Here is a 15,437-nt window from a genome sequence, read left to right as displayed (position 1 = left end):
AATGCCTGGAGGTCAACTCATGTCCAAGGCAACACTACGCAAGTACTCCAAGCCTCCCCAAAAAAACAACGGTCTGAACTGAGAGCCGATGTCGTAACATTTCTGATGCTCTCCTTGAGTCGGTCGATCCGCTGACCCAGTTTGCCAGAACGACCGGTCGGTAGGGAAAATGAGTTTTTCGACAAAGCCTAGCATTGTAATTGTGGTTGCTGGTTTAAATAGTTATTTTATATTCTGAAAATAATATATTTATTAATATTGTTATATTGTTGGTTTTCGGTTTTATAGTTACTCCTCCGTCAGCCGGAGATGCCGCGCTTTGCGCGACCAGATGCGGATCAGGGTCAGGCCGGCGACGACCAGGCCGATCGAGAGACCGATCCAGAGGCCGAGTGCCCCGAGGCCGCCGGGGAAGGCGAGGGCGTAGCCGCAGGGGAGGCCCAGGGCCCAGTGCGCCAGCAGGTTGACGAGCATGGGTGTTCGGGTGTCTCCTACGCCTCGGAGGACGCCGGTGGTTACGCCTTGCAGGCCGTCGAACAACTGGAAGCAGGCGGCGACCCCCAGGAGCGTCAGGCCGGTCGCGATGACGGTGGGGTCGGTGGTGAAGGCGCTGAGGATCCATCGTGGGATCAAAAGAAAGGTCAGGCCCGAGCAGGTCATGAAGCCGGCGCCGAGCGCGATCGCGGTCCAGCCGGCCCGCACGGCGGCGACCGGGTCGCGGCGGCCCAAGGCGCGGCCGACCAGGACGGCGGCGGCTGAGGCGAGGCCCAGAGGGATCATGAAGGTCACGCTGGCGACGTTCAGGACAATCTGGTGCGCGGCCAAGGAGGCCGAGTCGAGCCGACCCACCAGCGTTGTCGCCGTCGCGAACACGCCGACCTCCAGCGTCAGGTGCGCTGCGGCGGGGAACCCCAAGGCGAGGAGCCGCCGGATTCTCGCCAGATCGGGCCGCCAGTCGGCCACGCTCAGAGCCAGCCCCGATCCTCGGCGCGGGATCAAGGCGGCGGTGACGACGACCAGGGCCATGTAGACGCGCGAGAGAGTCGTGGCCCAGCCCGATCCCTCCACTCCCCAGGCGGGCGCGCCGAGGTGGCCGTAGACGAGCGCCCAGTTGGCCAGGGCGTTGATTAGATTGGCACTGGCCAGGGCGAACACAATCGGCGCCAGCCGGCCGACTGCCTGCAAGTAGCGCCGGAAGGCGGCGAAGACGAGCAGTGGACCCAGGCTCCAGGCGATCGCACGGATGTAAGGGACTGCCAATCGAATGATGATGGGATTAACCCCCAGGGCGTTCAGCCAGTGCCCGGCCATGAAGACCAAGGCGGTCAGAGGTAGGGTCAGGGCCAGTCCGAGGTAGACCCCTTGGGTCACCGTGCGGCGGCAGGCGACGAACTGCCCTGCCCCGAACGCTCGGGCGATCAGGGTGTCGAGGCCGAGCAGCATTCCCATCCCGAAGACGGCCACGGTGAGGAAAAAGGTGCTGCCAATGCTGACCGCGCCGATCGCCTCGGGCCCGAGCCGGCCGACAATCATCGTGTCGACGATCCCCATGGCCATCCAGCCCAACTCCGCCAGGACGACCGGTCCCGCGAGCTTCAGGGTTGGCCCTAATTCTCGCGTCATTTCCCGTCGTCCCTTCGCCAAGGAATTACCCCCTCTTGCAATTTCAGCCATTCTCGGATAAACCACTTTTGGTTGAATGTTCTCGGCCGTGGCACCGATTTTGCAGAATTTCAGCGGGTTCGGTTAGCCCAAACGGATGAGCAAACACAAACGTTTTTTGATTCGACTGTTGGTTGAAGGCGATTCAATCAGAATTCAACAGACAGTCGAATGAAGGAGTGGGCCGGGGGTGCCGGCCCGTCCAGGATCGTGGGGAGGGGCGTTCACGGTGCAGGTTTTTCCGCCGAGCACGAACACGATTTCCCGCGTCAGCATCTTCGGGGCGGTCTTTTTCGCCGTGGGTCTGCTGTTCGTGGTCTACATGATTTTTCGGTCGCCGTACATCACCCAGGTGAACGTGACAGTGGACCAGCCCGTGCCGTTCAGTCACGAGCACCACATTACGGCGCTGGGGATCGACTGTCGCTATTGCCACACGTCGGTCGAGTCCTCCACGTTCGCCGGGATTCCCGCGACTGAGACGTGCATGTCGTGCCATTCCCAGATTTGGGTAAACAGTCCGATGTTGGAGCCGGTTCGCAAGAGCATGCAAACGAATGAACCGATTCGCTGGAATCGGGTGCATGACCTTCCTGACTACGCCTACTTCAATCATGCCGTCCACGTGAATAAGGGGGTCGGGTGCGTCAGTTGCCACGGGCGGGTCGACTTGATGCCGCTGACTTGGAAAGCAGAGCCGATGACCATGGAGTGGTGCCTGGGGTGTCACCGCGAGCCCGAGAAGCACCTTCGGCCGATCGAGGAAGTCTTCAACATGACTTGGACCCCGCCAAAGGATCAATTGGCGCTGGGACGGGAGCTGATCAAGAAGCAGCATATCCCGGTCGACCGGCTCACCAACTGCTACGTGTGCCACCGATGATGATTCACAGCCGAAAGACAGACGGGCTCGATCTCGCCTCGTTGCGCGAGCGACTCGCCGGCCAGCGCGGACCGCGCTACTGGCGGAGCCTCGAGGAACTGGCCGAGACCGAGGAATTTCAGTCGTTCCTCGACCGCGAGTTCCCGCACGGGGCTCCCGAACTGGTCGACGCCACCAGCCGCCGCAACTTCTTGAAGTTGATGGGGGCCTCGCTGGCCTTGGCCGGAGTGAGCGGCTGCACGCACCAGGCGAGCGAGAAAATCGTGCCGTACGTGCGGGCTCCCGAGAGCCTCGTGCCCGGCAAGCCGCTTTACTATGCCACCGCGATTTCGCGGAGTGGATCCCCGATCGGCGTGCTCGCCGAGAGCCACATGGGCCGGCCCACAATGGTCGAGGGGAACGAGAAGCACCCGGATAGCCTGGGCGCAATCGACTACTTCGCCCAGGCGGCGGTGCTCACCCTCTACGATCCGGACCGCTCGCAAGTGGTCACGCGCCGAGGGGGGCAGATCAGCACCTGGGACGCGTTCCTGACCGAGGCGGTCGCGGCCCTCGACGCCCAGCGCCCGAACAAAGGACGCGGGGTGCGGATTCTGACCGAAACGGTCACGTCGCGAAGTCTGGGTCGCCAGATCCGTGCGTTCCTCGAGGATTTTCCCGAGGCGACCTGGCACCAGTACGAGCCCGCCGGCCGCGACACGGTCCGCGCAGGGGCTCGGCTCGCCTTCGGGCGCGACGTCGCCACCCGCTATCACGTGGCCAAGGCCGACGTCATCTTCGCCCTCGGGTCCGACTTCCTCGCAGAAGGACCGGGGCACCTGCGCTCGGCTCGCGAGTTCGCCGCCCGCCGCGAGACCCTGGAGTCGATGAACCGGCTCTACGTCGTGGAGACCACCCCGACGATCACCGGCTCGATGGCCGACCATCGGCTCGCCGCATCGAGCTATCGAATCGCCGACTTCGCGAGCTTCCTGGCCCGCGAGCTCGAGGTCAAGGTCTCGGCTCCGGGCGGCGCGCTTTCCGAGCCGGAAGCGCGATGGGTCCGGGCCCTGGCGAAGGACCTCCGCAAGAGCCAGGGCAAAGCCTTGGTGATTGCGGGCGAAGAACAGCCTCCTTTGGTTCACGCCCTGGCGCATGCCCTGAACCAGGTTCTGGGCAGCGTCGGGACGACGGTCGTCTACACCGACCCGGTCGAAGAGCAGCCGGTTAACCAGGCGGAGTCGATCCGCACCCTGGCCAACGACCTCGAAGCCGGCAAGGTGGACGTGCTCTTGGTGCTCGGGGGCAACCCCGCGTACGACGCGCCGGTGGATCTCAATTTCGGTCCGCGGATTGCCAAGGCCAAGTTCAGCGCCCATCTCGGACTCTACGAGGACGAGACGGCCGCACTCTGCCGCTGGCACCTCCCCGAGACGCATGAGCTTGAGGCCTGGGGCGACGTCCGCGCTTCGGACGGCACGGTGACGATCCAGCAACCCTTGATCGCCCCCTTGTATGACGGCCGATCCGCACTCGAGCTGATCGCCGGCCTGCTTCGCCACCCGGACCGCTCGGGCTATGAGATCGTCCGGGAGACCTGGAAGGATCAGGCGGGAACCGCCGATTTCGAGACATTCTGGCGGACGGCCGTCCATGATGGCGTCGTCGAGGGGACAGGTTTGCCCCCCCGGTCGGTTTCGCTGACGGGCGAACTGGCCCAGGCAGGTGTCCCGCGCGTTCCCCAAGGGGAGGAGCTGGAGATCGTCTTCCGCACCGACCCGACCATCTGGGACGGCCGGTACGCCAACAATGGCTGGCTCCAGGAACTGCCCAAGCCGTTGACCAAGATGACCTGGGACAACGTCGCCCAGTTTGCCCCGGCCGCGGCCGAACGGCTCGGCCTGAACAACGGCGACCTGGTTGAACTTAGGTACAAGGGTCGATCGGTCGAGGCGCCGGTCTGGATCAGCCCGGGGCACGCTGAAAGCTCGGTGACGGTCACGCTCGGCTACGGCCGGACCCGTGCCGGGCGGGTCGGCAACGGGGCCGGGTTCAGCGCCTATCGTCTGCGGACTTCGGAGGCCCCTTGGTTCGACGCGGGGCTCGAGATTCGCAAGACGGGGCGGACCTTCCCGCTCGCCAACACCGAGCTGCACCGCAACGTTCTGAGCCTGAACGAGACGGGCGAGGCAGCGGAAGAGCGGCACCTGGTTCGAGTCGGCACGATCGGCGAGTACCACGCCGAGCCGCACTTCGCTCAGCATATGGAGCATGCTCCGAAGCCGAAGGACTCGCTCTATCCCGAGATCCTCGGTTCGGTCGACCGGCTGGACGTGGAGCAAGGGGCGACCATGCCCCCCGGGGGTTCGGGCTACGCTTGGGGGATGGCGATCAACCTCAACGCCTGTATTGGCTGCGGGGTCTGCGTCGTGGCCTGCCAGGCGGAGAACAACATCCCGATCGTGGGTAAAGAGGAAGTCTCGCACGGTCGCGAGATGCAGTGGATCGACATCGACCGCTACTATCACGGCGACCTGGACAACCCTGAGGTCTATCACCAGCCTCGGACCTGCATGCACTGTGAGAACGCCCCTTGCGAGGTGGTCTGCCCCGTCGCTGCGACGGTGCACGACGACGAGGGGATCAACAACATGGTTTATAACCGCTGTGTCGGCACGCGATACTGCGGTAACAACTGCCCCTACAAGGTCCGCCACTTCAACTTCTTCCACTACTCGAAGCCCGTGGCCGAGAGCTTGGTGGTCCTCAACAATCCTGACGTCACGGTCAGGGCGCGCGGCGTGATGGAGAAGTGCACCTTCTGCATTCAGCGCGTGAACGCGGCGAGGACCACGGCGGAGATCGAAGGACGCTCGATCCGCGATGGCGAGGTCAAGACAGCCTGTCAATCGGCCTGTCCGACCCGCGCGATCGTCTTCGGCAACGTCAACGATCCCAACAGCCAGGTTTCCAAGTTGAAGGACGATCCGCGGAACTACGGGATTCTGACTGAATTGAACACCCGTCCGCGCACGACCTACCTGGCGAGGCTAAGGAACCCGAACCCCGAGCTCGAGACGGAGTCGCGCGATGGCGTCTGATCGCCCCGAGAATCTGGAGCAGGACGAGCATTTAGTCCTGGCGCCGGGGCATACGTACGCCTCGGTGACCGACAAGATCAGCTCGATCGTGCTCACAAGCCCGTTTCGAAAGAGCTGGATCTTTGGGTTTGCGCTCTCGTTCCTGCTGACCTTGATGTTGCTGACCACAATCACGGCGGTCTTGACCCAAGGGGTCGGCCTATTCGGCATCCGCCGGCCGGTGATGTGGGGTTTTGATATCGTCAACTTCGTCTGGTGGATCGGCATTGGCCACGCCGGCACCTTGATCTCGGCGGTTCTGCTCTTGTTCCGGCAGGAGTGGCGAACGTCGATCAACCGGTTCGCCGAGGCGATGACGCTGTTCGCGGTCGCCTGCGCGGGGCTCTACCCGCTCATGCACATGGGGCGTCCCTGGTACTTCTACTGGCTGACCCCCTACCCGAACACGATGGCGCTCTGGCCGCAGTGGCGCAGCCCGCTGGTCTGGGACGTCTTTGCTGTTTCCACCTATGCGTCGGTTTCGCTCTTGTTCTGGTACGTCGGCCTGATCCCTGACCTGGCGACCTTCCGGGACCGGTCGAAGAACCGGTTCTCGAAGATCATCTACGGGATCCTGGCGATGGGCTGGCGCGGGTCGGCGATCCACTGGCACCGTTACCGGACGGCCTACCTGCTTTTGGCAGGGATCGCCACGCCGCTGGTCGTCTCGGTCCATACGGTCGTCAGCCTCGACTTCGCGGCGGGGGTGGTCCCCGGCTGGCACACGACGATCTTCCCGCCTTACTTCGTGGCGGGGGCGATCTACTCGGGGTTCGCGATGGTCTTGACCCTGGCGATCCCGCTCCGACGGTACTACGGCCTCGAGGACTTCATCACGATGAAGCACCTCGAGAACATGGCCAAGATTCTCTTGGTGACCGGCCTGATCGTCTCCTACGGCTATGCCCTGGAAGCGTTCTTCGCCTGGTACAGCGGCAATACGTTCGAGCAGTTCATGATGAAGAACCGGGCGACGGGGCCTTACTGGCACACGTACGCACTTCTGATTCTTTGCAACTGCCTCTCGGTTCAGGTGCTCTGGTCCAAGTGGGCGCGGACGTGTGTGCCGCTCTTGTGGGTGCTCTCGATCGTCATCAACATCGGCATGTGGCTTGAACGCTACGTGATCGTGGTGACGAGCCTGGCTCGCGACTACATCCCAGGCGCGTGGGGGATGTATCACGGGTCGGTCTGGGACTACTCGATGTATTACGGCACGATCGGGCTCTTCTTCGCCCTCCTCTTCCTGTTCATTCGGGTCCTGCCCGTGATCTCGATCGCCGAGATGCGTGAGCTGGTGGCCGAAACGCGGGAACGGAACGGCGGTGAGGATCACGGCTCGTCGCATGACGATGACGACCAAGACCTCGTGGCCTCGTCGGGATAACGGGCGATCAAGCGATGAAAACAACCGCACCACCAATTTATGGTTTGATGGCCGAGTTCACGAGCGCCGAGGCGGTCGTTTCGGCCGCCGAACGCGCCTATGAAGCGGGCTACCGTCGGATGGACGCGTACTCGCCCTATCCCGTGGAAGGGCTGGCCGAGGCGATCGGGTTCACGCGGAACCGGCTTCCGCTGCTCGTTCTGATCGGCGGGCTCATGGGGGGGCTGGGCGCTTACTTCATGATGTGGTACTCGTCGGTGATCCACTACCCGATCAACGTGGGCGGTCGGCCGCTTCATAGCTGGCCGGCCTTCATCCCGATCACGTTCGAGCTGACGGTCCTCGGGTCCGCAGTTACGGCCGTGCTCGGGATGCTTGGCCTGAACGGGCTGCCGATGCCCCATCATCCGGTCTTCAACGTTCCGGGCTTTGCCCTGGCGTCACGCAACCGATTCTTCCTCTGCATTCAGTCGGACGACCCCCAATACGACCCGACCACGGTTCGAGAGTTCCTCGAAGGGCTCGCGCCGAAGCTGGTCTCGGAGGTCGCCACTTCGGCCGGTGGAGAGGCCACGGGGCTGGGACATTGATGCCGATCACTCAACCTGACATGCGTTTATCAACGAAAGAGCCGAGGATGCACTTCGGGCTTCATGACTACCGTCGAGCGCGGTCGGCCTCTTGGCTGCCGTGCCTGGCGCTCTTCTTGCTGCTGGCGGGTTGCGCCGAGCAAGAGATGGACAAGCAGCCGAAGTATCAACGCCCCTATCAAGAAAGCACTTTCTTCGCCGACGGCCAGTCGGCTCGGCCGCTGGTCGCCGGCACGGTCGCTCGCGGCCAGGCGCGGACCGACCGGGCCTACTACGAGGGGAAAGTGTCGGGCGACCTTTTGATCAACGAGATCCCGACCAAAGTGGACCGCAAGGTCCTGGCTCGGGGACAGCAACGCTACAACATCTACTGTTTGCCCTGTCACGGCGCGACCGGCGACGGCCAAGGGATGATCGTCAAGCGAGGGTTTTCGCCTCCGCCTTCGTTCCATCTCGAGCGGCTCCGTGACGCTCCCTCGGGGCATTACTTCAACGCCATCACGAACGGCTTTGGCGCCATGTATTCTTATGCCTCGCGAATCCCGGTCGATGATCGCTGGGCGATCACCGCTTATATCCGGGCACTCCAGTACAGTCAGCACGCCAAGCTGGATGACGTCCCTGCCGAGATTCGGCCGAAACTGGAGGGCCAAGGGCGATGAACGCCCCTGATAATCACCTGTTCCCGCCGCTGGACCGAGTTCGCCACATCGCGGTTCGACTCAGCGCCTCGGGAGCCGTGCTCTGTGCTCTGGCCTGGCTGGTCAATCCCGCCCGGTTCTTCCAGTCGTACCTTGTCGGGTTCATGTTCTGGGTCGGCGTCTCGGTCGCCTGCCTGGCGGTGATCATGGTTCACCACCTGGTCGGCGGGCTCTGGGGGTTCGCGATTCGTCGCCCCGCCGAGGCGGGGGCGTTGACCGTCCCCTTGATGGCGATCCTGTTCCTGCCGATCGTGCTCGGGATGCGTTACCTCTACCCGTGGACCGACCCGAGCGTGCTCGCCGCCCACCCGGTCGTCCGGGCCAAGATCCAGTACTTGAACGCCGACTTCTTCCTGATCCGGGCGTTGATCTACTTCGTGATCTGGACGGGCCTTGCCCTGCTCTTGAACTGGGGGGCGCGGGTTCAGGACCGGGTGGAGGACCCCTATCCTACGCACCGGCTCCAGACCTTGAGTGGGCCCGGCATGGTCCTCTACTTCCTCACCGTGACGTTTGCCATGGTCGACTGGGGCATGTCCCTGGAGCCCGACTGGTTTTCCTCGATCTATGGCGTGATGCTGCTGGTGGGGCACGTTCTGGCGACCTTGGCGATCTTCATCATCGTCGCCACCTGGTTTTCGGAGACCAAGCCGCTGGCGGAGGTGGCCACGCCCCAGGCGTTCAACGACCTTGGGAACCTGCTCCTCGGGTTCGTGATGCTCTGGGCCTACATGTCGTTCTCTCAGTATCTGATCACCTGGAGCGGCAACCTCGCGGAAGAGATTCCGTGGTACCTTAGACGCTCGGTCGGAGGCTGGCGGGCCATCGCCGCGATCTTGATCGTGTTCCATTTCTTCGTCCCGTTCTTCCTGCTGCTCTCGCAAGATCGCAAGCGGAAGGCACGCGCCTTGACGAAGGTCTGTATCGCGATCTTGTTCATGCGTTTTGTGGATAACACTTGGCTCTTCTTGCCCGCCTTCCGGGCGCGGAGCATGTGGGAGTTTTGGTCAGTGGTCCCGGCGTTCCTGGGCATCGGTGGAGCCTGGGTGGTGGTCTTCCTCGACCGGTTGGTTTCCAGGCCGCTCTTGCCTCGGAACAATCCGCAGTTGACGGCCGCTCTCGAGCACCATGGACATGGAGACTGAGCGATGGACCAGCACCACGTTGAACATCGCGCGGAGGGGGATGGCCCCGGCTATGAGGTCAAGGATGCGAATCCTCGCAATCTCCTGGCCTTCGGGATCGTCCTTGTGATCTTCCTGACCGTGCTTGAGCTGGGCGAGATGGGGGTCTACCGACTCTTCGTTCGCTCGCTCGGGCCCGATCCGGCGGCCCGTGCCCCGGGCGACCTCTACGACCAACTGCGACTGACGCGGGAGACCGCGACCAAGACGCTGACCACTTACGGCTGGGTCGACGCCAAGGCCGGCATCGTTCGGATCCCGATCGAACGCGCCATGGACCTGGTGGTCCAGCGCGACGCCCTCAAGGGCAAAGGGCCGAAGACCGAGGCCGAACTGAACGGCTCCGCCGGCACGCCCGTCGAGGCGGCGGACGCCAAGCCCAACGAGTCGCAAGACTCCAAGCCCCAAGAGAAGGATCAAAAGCCATGAGATCCTTTGCATCGGGACGACGATTCCTTGGCCTTCTCGCCCTCCTCCTTCTGCCCCCCGGCGGTCTCTTGATCGAGGCCGCGCCGGCCAGGGCGGATGGGGACGAGACGACCGGGATGATGGCGCGGGTCGGGTTCGACCAGAACCTCGATGCCCAGATCCCGCTCGACCTCCCCTTCCGGGACGAGCAAGGGCGCACGATCAAGATCGGCGACTACCTGGGTAAGAAGCCGGTGATCCTGAACCTGGTCTATTACCGGTGCCCGATGCTCTGCAACGAGGTGCTCAACACCTTGTTGCGAAGTATGAATGCGCTCTCGTTCGACGTCGGGAAAGAGTTCGACGTGATCACGGTGAGCATCGACCCCAAGGAAACGCCGGGCCTGGCCGCGCGGAAGAAAGCGAGCTACCTGGCACGCTACGGTCGCCCCGGTGCCGAGAAGGGCTGGCACTTCCTGACCGGAGACCAGGACTCCATCACCCAACTGGCCAAGGTCGTGGGGTTCCGCTACGAGTGGGACGCCAAGAACAACCAGTACGCCCACGCTGCGGGCATCATGCTGGTGACGCCGCAGGGTAAGCTCTCTCGCTATATCTATGGATTGAGCTACCCTGCACGTGACCTGCGCCTGGGCCTGATGGATGCGGCGATGCGGAAGATCGGCTCGCCGATCGACCAACTGCTTCTCTTGTGTTATCATTACGACCCGAGAACAGGTCGATATAATCTTGCGGCAATGAATGTCATCCGGGTCCTGGGCTTTGCCACGATCGGGAGCTTGGGGACGTTCGTGTTTGTCATGCTCCGGAGAGACCGGCGGAAGGTCGTCCTTGAGGATGCGTGAGTGATCGACCGTGGGGCCGGCCGTTTTGGCCGGCCTGAGCCATCGAGGATTCTGTCGAGTCATGTGGGACTTCCCTCTATTCCCGGATCGGGCCACCGCCATTGCATGGCGGGTGGATGCGGTCTTTTTCTTCGAGCTGGCGATCTGTCTCGCCTTCACGGCCCTGATCTGCTTCCTGATCCTGTTCTACGCGACCAAGTATCGTAAGGGGTCGCGGGCGGACCGGTCGAACCCGGTGTCGTCGAACCACCTGCTCGAGGTGGTCTGGATCGGGATACCGCTGGCGATTTCGATGGTGATCTTCGTTGTGGGAACGGTGGTCTATTACCAGATGTTCCAGGTCCCGCCCGACGCCCCCGAGGTTTACGCCATGGGGCGGCAATGGATGTGGCAGATCGAGCATCCGGGGGGCAAGCGCGAGATCAACGAACTTCACATTCCGCTGGGGCAACCGGTCAAGCTGTTGCTGAGCTCGCAGGATGTGATTCATAGCTTCTACGTGCCGGCGTTCCGCGTGAAGCAGGATGCCGTGCCCGGCCGCTTTACGTCCATGTGGTTCCAGCCCGATAAGGTCGGGAAGTTCCACCTGTACTGCGCGGAGTATTGCGGGACGAAACACTCGGGGATGATCGGCTGGGTCGTCGTCATGGAGCCGGCCGACTACCAGCGTTGGCTGGAAACCGGTCCGTCCACGACGCCGATGGCCACGTCGGGCGAACAACTGTTTAAATCGTACGGATGCAGTGGTTGTCATGGTGTGAATGCGACCGTTCGGGCACCGTTGCTCGACGGGGTCTATGGCCACTCGGTTCCCCTTGAGGGGGGAACGATCGTGACCGCCGACGAACGCTACATCCGCGACTCGATTCTCTTGCCCGCATCGCAGGTCGTGGCCGGCTACAAACCGGTGATGCCGACCTATCAGGGGCGAATCAAGGAGGACGAGTTGCTCAAGATCATTGCTTACATCAAGGCGCTTGGCCGCAAGAACGAGAGGGTGGAGAAATGAGCGCCCAAGGGGCCGAGCCCCAGCCGAATTACTTGACGGCCGGGCAGAGCGTGCGGTCGTGGCTGCTGACAACCGATCACAAGCGGATCGGCCTGCTGTACATGCTCTCGATCACGCTATTCTTCTTTCTCGGCGGCGCGGCGGCCACGCTTGTGCGGCTCGAGCTGATGACTCCCCAAGGGGACGTCGTTCAGGCCGAGACCTACAACAAGCTGTTCACCGCGCACGGCGTGATCATGGTCTTCTTCTTCCTGGTCCCGTCGATCCCGGCCGTCCTCGGGAACTTCCTGATCCCGATCATGATCGGTGCACGCGACCTGGCGTTCCCGAAGATGAACCTGGCGAGCTGGTACATCTACATGCTCGGCGGTCTCTTCACGATCTGGTCGCTGCTGACCGGCGGTGTCGACACGGGCTGGACCTTCTACACCCCCTACAGCAGTATGTTCTCGAACACCCAGGTCATGTCGGCCGCGATGGGGGTGTTCATCGTCGGGTTCTCGTCAATCTTCACCGGCCTCAACTTCATCGTCACGATCCACAAGATGCGAGCGCCCGGGATGACCTGGGGCAAGCTCCCCTTGTTTGTCTGGGCGCACTACGCGACCAGCGTGATCATGATTCTGGGGACCCCGGTGCTCGCCGTGACGATCGCCCTGGTGGGCCTGGAGCGGTTCTTTGGCTTCGGGATCTTTGACCCGAAGCTCGGAGGGGATCCGATCCTCTTCCAGCACCTCTTCTGGTTCTACTCGCACCCGGCTGTCTACATCATGCTCTTGCCGTCGTTCGGCGTGATCAATGAGATCGTCCCCTGCTTCACGAAGCGCCCGGTCTTCGGCTATCACACGATGGCCGTGGCGATGATGGGCATCGCGGTCCTCGGCTTCTTGGTCTGGGGCCACCATATGTTTGTGAGTGGTCAGTCGATGTACGGCGGGATGATCTTCTCGATCCTCAGCTACCTGGTGGCGATCCCGTCCGCGGTCAAGGTCTTCAACTGGACCGCGACCCTGTACAAGGGGAGCGTCTCGGGCAGCACCCCGATGCTCTACGCCCTCGGCTTCATCGGCCTGTTCACGATCGGTGGTCTGACCGGCCTGATGCTCGCCTCGTTGGCGGTTGACGTCCACGTCCACGACACCTATTTCGTCGTGGCCCACTTCCACTACATCATGGTGGGAGGCGCGGTGATGGGCTATCTCGGCGGCATCCACTTCTGGTGGCCCAAGATCACCGGGCGGATGTATCCGGAGATCTGGGGCAAGCTGGCTGCCCTCACCGTCTTCCTCGGGTTCAACCTGACCTTCTTCCCGCAGTTCGTGCTCGGCTACCTGGGGATGCCGAGACGCTACTACGAGTATCCGCCCGAGTACCAGGTGCTCAACGTCATGTCCACCGCGGGGGCATCGATCCTGGCGGTGGGTTACATGCTTCCCCTGGTTTACCTGGTCCTCTCGCTCTGGTTGGGCAAGGAGGCCGGGCCGAACCCTTGGGGCGCCGCGGGCCTGGAATGGCAGATTCCGTCTCCCCCCTCGGTCCACAACTTCGACGAGCCCCCGGTCGCGCCGGAGCGGCCCTACGACTATCCGCTCAGGGAGCATGACCGTGAGCTTAGCTGACGCCGGACAACGCAACAGCCGCCTGGCTTCGCACTTTGAGGATATGGGTCAGCAGCTCGAGAGCTCGACCCTGGGGATGTGGACCTTCCTGGCCACCGAAGTCATGTTCTTCGGGGGCCTGTTCCTGGGGTTCTGCGTCTACCGGTTCACCGACGCCTCTCACGGGTTCGCGCTGGCCAGCCGGCAGCTCGACATCGCGCTGGGGACCGTGAACACGTTCGTCCTCCTGACCAGCAGCCTGACCATGGCCCTGGCCGTGCGCGCCGGGCAGACGGGGGATCGTAAGGGGCAGGTGCTCTTCCTGACCCTGACGATGGTGATGGCGACCCTCTTCCTCGGGATCAAGGCCAACGAGTATTACGAAGAGTACGAGAAGCACCTGTTCCCCGGAGCCCACTTCAGCACGGCCGCTTTGAAGCTGCCGGCTGACGCGCCTGCCTCCTTGGCACAGCACTCGCAACTCTTCTTCGTCTTCTACTTCTTCATGACCGGTCTGCACGCGTTCCACATGATCATCGGGATCGCGGTCATGGGAGTCCTGGCCATTCAGGCCCAGCGCGGTAAGTTCACCGCCGACTACTTCACGCCGTTGGAGCTGACCGGGCTCTACTGGCACTTCGTCGACCTGGTGTGGGTCTTTCTCTTCCCGCTCCTCTATCTAATCGATCTCCACAAATGAGTGCTCATACGACCCCGCACGTTCTGCCGAAATCCACCTACTACGCGGTCTACGCCGCGCTGATGGTTCTGCTCGTGGCCACGGTCGGATTTGCCTTCATCGACCTGGGATCGTTCAACTTCCCGGTCACGATGGCCATCGCCGTGGCCAAGGCGCTGATGATCGCCCTGATCTTCATGCACGTGTACTACAGCGAGCGCCTGGTCTGGGTCTTCGCCGGCGCCTCGTTCCTCTGGCTGGCGATCATGATCACGTACACCCTGAACGACTACTTCACCCGGGGCATGCTCGGCATCCTCGGTAAGTGAGTGAGAATCCTCAGGTGGAATCCCCGCGCGGGATTCCACCTGAGGCACCTGAGGAACCACGGAAAACAGGGAAGTCCACGGAACGGGAAACGTTGACCGAGAAACCGTTGCGTTTTTCTGGGCGACGACCGTTCCGAATCTTCTCTGCCATCCGTGGTTCGTTTTTTTTGCGCCCGCCGCTCCCCTAAGTCTTTTTTTTGCGCGACCTTGGTCTCGCCAATGATGACGCTTTCGACGACAGATACCGCTTGCGAATGGGGACGTTGACGAACGCACCTGGCCACATCGCAGTCGATCGACGACACTCTTGTCGAATCGCGGTCAGGCCGACTCTCTCCTCTCCTTGAGCCGTCTCCACGCGCACGCCTCGTGATATGATCTCCTCCATCCATCACGTCAAGGCACTCAACACCTCAGCATCGCCCCGCACCCCCCCCCCTTTTTTTCGATCTCGTCACCCGATCCGCCTCACATCCCGGCTGATTCTTTCTCCTCGTTTCATCTCGTTGACGAATCCTTGGGAAAGAAATCGTAGTCGGTGAACGACCGAGTGAATGCAGATTTCGGTCGCCTCCGAGGGTGAGGTGTGGAGACGCTTGCATATACCAGGTGAGTTCAGTTAAAGAAAATTATGTGATCTTTAGGACTTAGGTGTTCGTGGATTCGGTCCCTGAAATTGCGAATCCTTTAGGTCTTAGGCATTCGTGGACTTAACAGGTTGAAATTCGAGGGACTTGTAAGAAGCCGTTGCCATTCCCGCTCGACTCAATGGCCGCTGGTGATCCTCTTGGTTTCGAATCGCACCGATCGCCATTCGCTGGATCGGGAGATACGTGCCTCTCCTGGAGGGTGAGAAACGCTGTGGGGCTTGGCGTTTTCCGACGGCCAACGATGTTCACCCGAACGAAATCAGTAAGAGGCAAAGTTTTGTGGATTTTGATGGGAAACTTCTTGACACTCGAAGCGAAGGCCCGCTAAATAAATAGTCTCTCATCTCCGTCTCTTTCGCGCCGTCTTCAACG

Annotated in this window: 13 protein-coding genes; 12 read left to right on the top strand and 1 reads right to left on the bottom strand. The window is 62.2% G+C overall.

What is annotated here, in order from left to right; genetic code table 11:
* Positions 1–288: 288 nt before the first annotated feature.
* Positions 289–1,623, bottom strand: coding sequence for an MATE family efflux transporter (locus tag SINAC_RS18015; protein WP_015247056.1), 1,335 nt, complete (start codon positions 1,621–1,623; stop codon positions 289–291).
* A gap of 229 nt (positions 1,624–1,852) precedes the next feature.
* Between SINAC_RS18015 and SINAC_RS18010 the strand changes: the two genes are divergently transcribed.
* From SINAC_RS18010 to SINAC_RS17955, 12 genes are all read left to right on the top strand, one after another.
* A complete protein-coding gene (locus SINAC_RS18010; RefSeq protein ID WP_015247055.1) occupies positions 1,853–2,545 on the top strand; it encodes a cytochrome c3 family protein in 693 nt (230 codons plus the stop codon).
* Positions 2,542–5,625, top strand: a complete 3,084-nt coding sequence (locus SINAC_RS18005) for a TAT-variant-translocated molybdopterin oxidoreductase (RefSeq protein ID WP_015247054.1) — start codon at positions 2,542–2,544, stop codon at positions 5,623–5,625. Before SINAC_RS18010 ends, SINAC_RS18005 begins: the two co-directional genes overlap by 4 nt.
* On the top strand, positions 5,615–7,051 hold the full coding sequence (gene nrfD / locus SINAC_RS18000) for an NrfD/PsrC family molybdoenzyme membrane anchor subunit (protein ID WP_015247053.1): 1,437 nt from the start codon (positions 5,615–5,617) through the stop codon (positions 7,049–7,051). Before SINAC_RS18005 ends, nrfD begins: the two co-directional genes overlap by 11 nt.
* 47 nt (positions 7,052–7,098) lie before the next feature.
* Entirely contained in the window at positions 7,099–7,641 is a 543-nt protein-coding gene (locus tag SINAC_RS17995) for a DUF3341 domain-containing protein (protein WP_015247052.1), read from the top strand.
* A 47-nt stretch (positions 7,642–7,688) separates the two neighbouring features.
* On the top strand, positions 7,689–8,303 hold the full coding sequence (locus SINAC_RS17990) for a c-type cytochrome (RefSeq protein ID WP_015247051.1): 615 nt from the start codon (positions 7,689–7,691) through the stop codon (positions 8,301–8,303).
* Positions 8,300–9,487: a hypothetical protein gene (locus SINAC_RS17985; protein ID WP_015247050.1), complete on the top strand. Its 1,188-nt coding sequence runs from the start codon at positions 8,300–8,302 to the stop codon at positions 9,485–9,487. The genes SINAC_RS17990 and SINAC_RS17985 overlap by 4 nt, the downstream gene beginning before the upstream one ends.
* A 3-nt stretch (positions 9,488–9,490) precedes the next feature.
* Positions 9,491–9,955 carry a hypothetical protein gene (locus tag SINAC_RS17980; RefSeq protein ID WP_015247049.1) on the top strand — a complete coding sequence of 155 codons (465 nt, stop codon included), beginning with the start codon at positions 9,491–9,493 and terminating at the stop codon, positions 9,953–9,955.
* Positions 9,952–10,800, top strand: a complete 849-nt coding sequence (locus SINAC_RS17975; RefSeq protein ID WP_015247048.1) for an SCO family protein — start codon at positions 9,952–9,954, stop codon at positions 10,798–10,800. Before SINAC_RS17980 ends, SINAC_RS17975 begins: the two co-directional genes overlap by 4 nt.
* 61 nt (positions 10,801–10,861) lie before the next feature.
* Positions 10,862–11,809 (top strand): cytochrome c oxidase subunit II, encoded by a 948-nt coding sequence (coxB, locus tag SINAC_RS17970; protein WP_015247047.1) that lies wholly within the window; start codon positions 10,862–10,864, stop codon positions 11,807–11,809.
* Complete coding sequence (gene ctaD / locus SINAC_RS17965; RefSeq protein WP_015247046.1) at positions 11,806–13,428, top strand: cytochrome c oxidase subunit I; 1,623 nt, start codon at positions 11,806–11,808, stop codon at positions 13,426–13,428. The genes coxB and ctaD overlap by 4 nt, the downstream gene beginning before the upstream one ends.
* Positions 13,415–14,107 carry a cytochrome c oxidase subunit 3 family protein gene (locus SINAC_RS17960; protein ID WP_015247045.1) on the top strand — a complete coding sequence of 231 codons (693 nt, stop codon included), beginning with the start codon at positions 13,415–13,417 and terminating at the stop codon, positions 14,105–14,107. Before ctaD ends, SINAC_RS17960 begins: the two co-directional genes overlap by 14 nt.
* A complete protein-coding gene (locus SINAC_RS17955; RefSeq protein WP_015247044.1) occupies positions 14,104–14,415 on the top strand; it encodes a cytochrome C oxidase subunit IV family protein in 312 nt (103 codons plus the stop codon). Before SINAC_RS17960 ends, SINAC_RS17955 begins: the two co-directional genes overlap by 4 nt.
* The last annotated feature ends 1,022 nt before the right edge of the window (positions 14,416–15,437 follow it).

It is taken from the genome of Singulisphaera acidiphila DSM 18658 (assembly GCF_000242455.2).
GTDB classification, from domain to species: domain Bacteria; phylum Planctomycetota; class Planctomycetia; order Isosphaerales; family Isosphaeraceae; genus Singulisphaera; species Singulisphaera acidiphila.
The sequence above is the reverse complement of the archived record's forward strand: the minus strand, read 5'-3'. Positions and strand labels throughout refer to the sequence as shown.

Bases quoted from the DNA above. Each gene is read 5' to 3' on its own strand.
- SINAC_RS17975 (WP_015247048.1), top strand. From the start codon at position 9,952: ATGAGATCCTTTGCATCGGGACGACGATTCCTTGGCCTTCTCGCCCTC.
- ctaD (WP_015247046.1), top strand. From the start codon at position 11,806: ATGAGCGCCCAAGGGGCCGAGCCCCAGCCGAATTACTTGACGGCCGGG.
- SINAC_RS17985 (WP_015247050.1), top strand. From the start codon at position 8,300: ATGAACGCCCCTGATAATCACCTGTTCCCGCCGCTGGACCGAGTTCGC.
- SINAC_RS17955 (WP_015247044.1), top strand. From the start codon at position 14,104: ATGAGTGCTCATACGACCCCGCACGTTCTGCCGAAATCCACCTACTAC.
- coxB (WP_015247047.1), top strand. From the start codon at position 10,862: ATGTGGGACTTCCCTCTATTCCCGGATCGGGCCACCGCCATTGCATGG.
- nrfD (WP_015247053.1), top strand. From the start codon at position 5,615: ATGGCGTCTGATCGCCCCGAGAATCTGGAGCAGGACGAGCATTTAGTC.
- SINAC_RS18005 (WP_015247054.1), top strand. From the start codon at position 2,542: ATGATGATTCACAGCCGAAAGACAGACGGGCTCGATCTCGCCTCGTTG.
- SINAC_RS18015 (WP_015247056.1), bottom strand. From the start codon at position 1,623: ATGACGCGAGAATTAGGGCCAACCCTGAAGCTCGCGGGACCGGTCGTC.
- SINAC_RS17980 (WP_015247049.1), top strand. From the start codon at position 9,491: ATGGACCAGCACCACGTTGAACATCGCGCGGAGGGGGATGGCCCCGGC.
- SINAC_RS17990 (WP_015247051.1), top strand. From the start codon at position 7,689: ATGCACTTCGGGCTTCATGACTACCGTCGAGCGCGGTCGGCCTCTTGG.
- SINAC_RS17995 (WP_015247052.1), top strand. From the start codon at position 7,099: ATGGCCGAGTTCACGAGCGCCGAGGCGGTCGTTTCGGCCGCCGAACGC.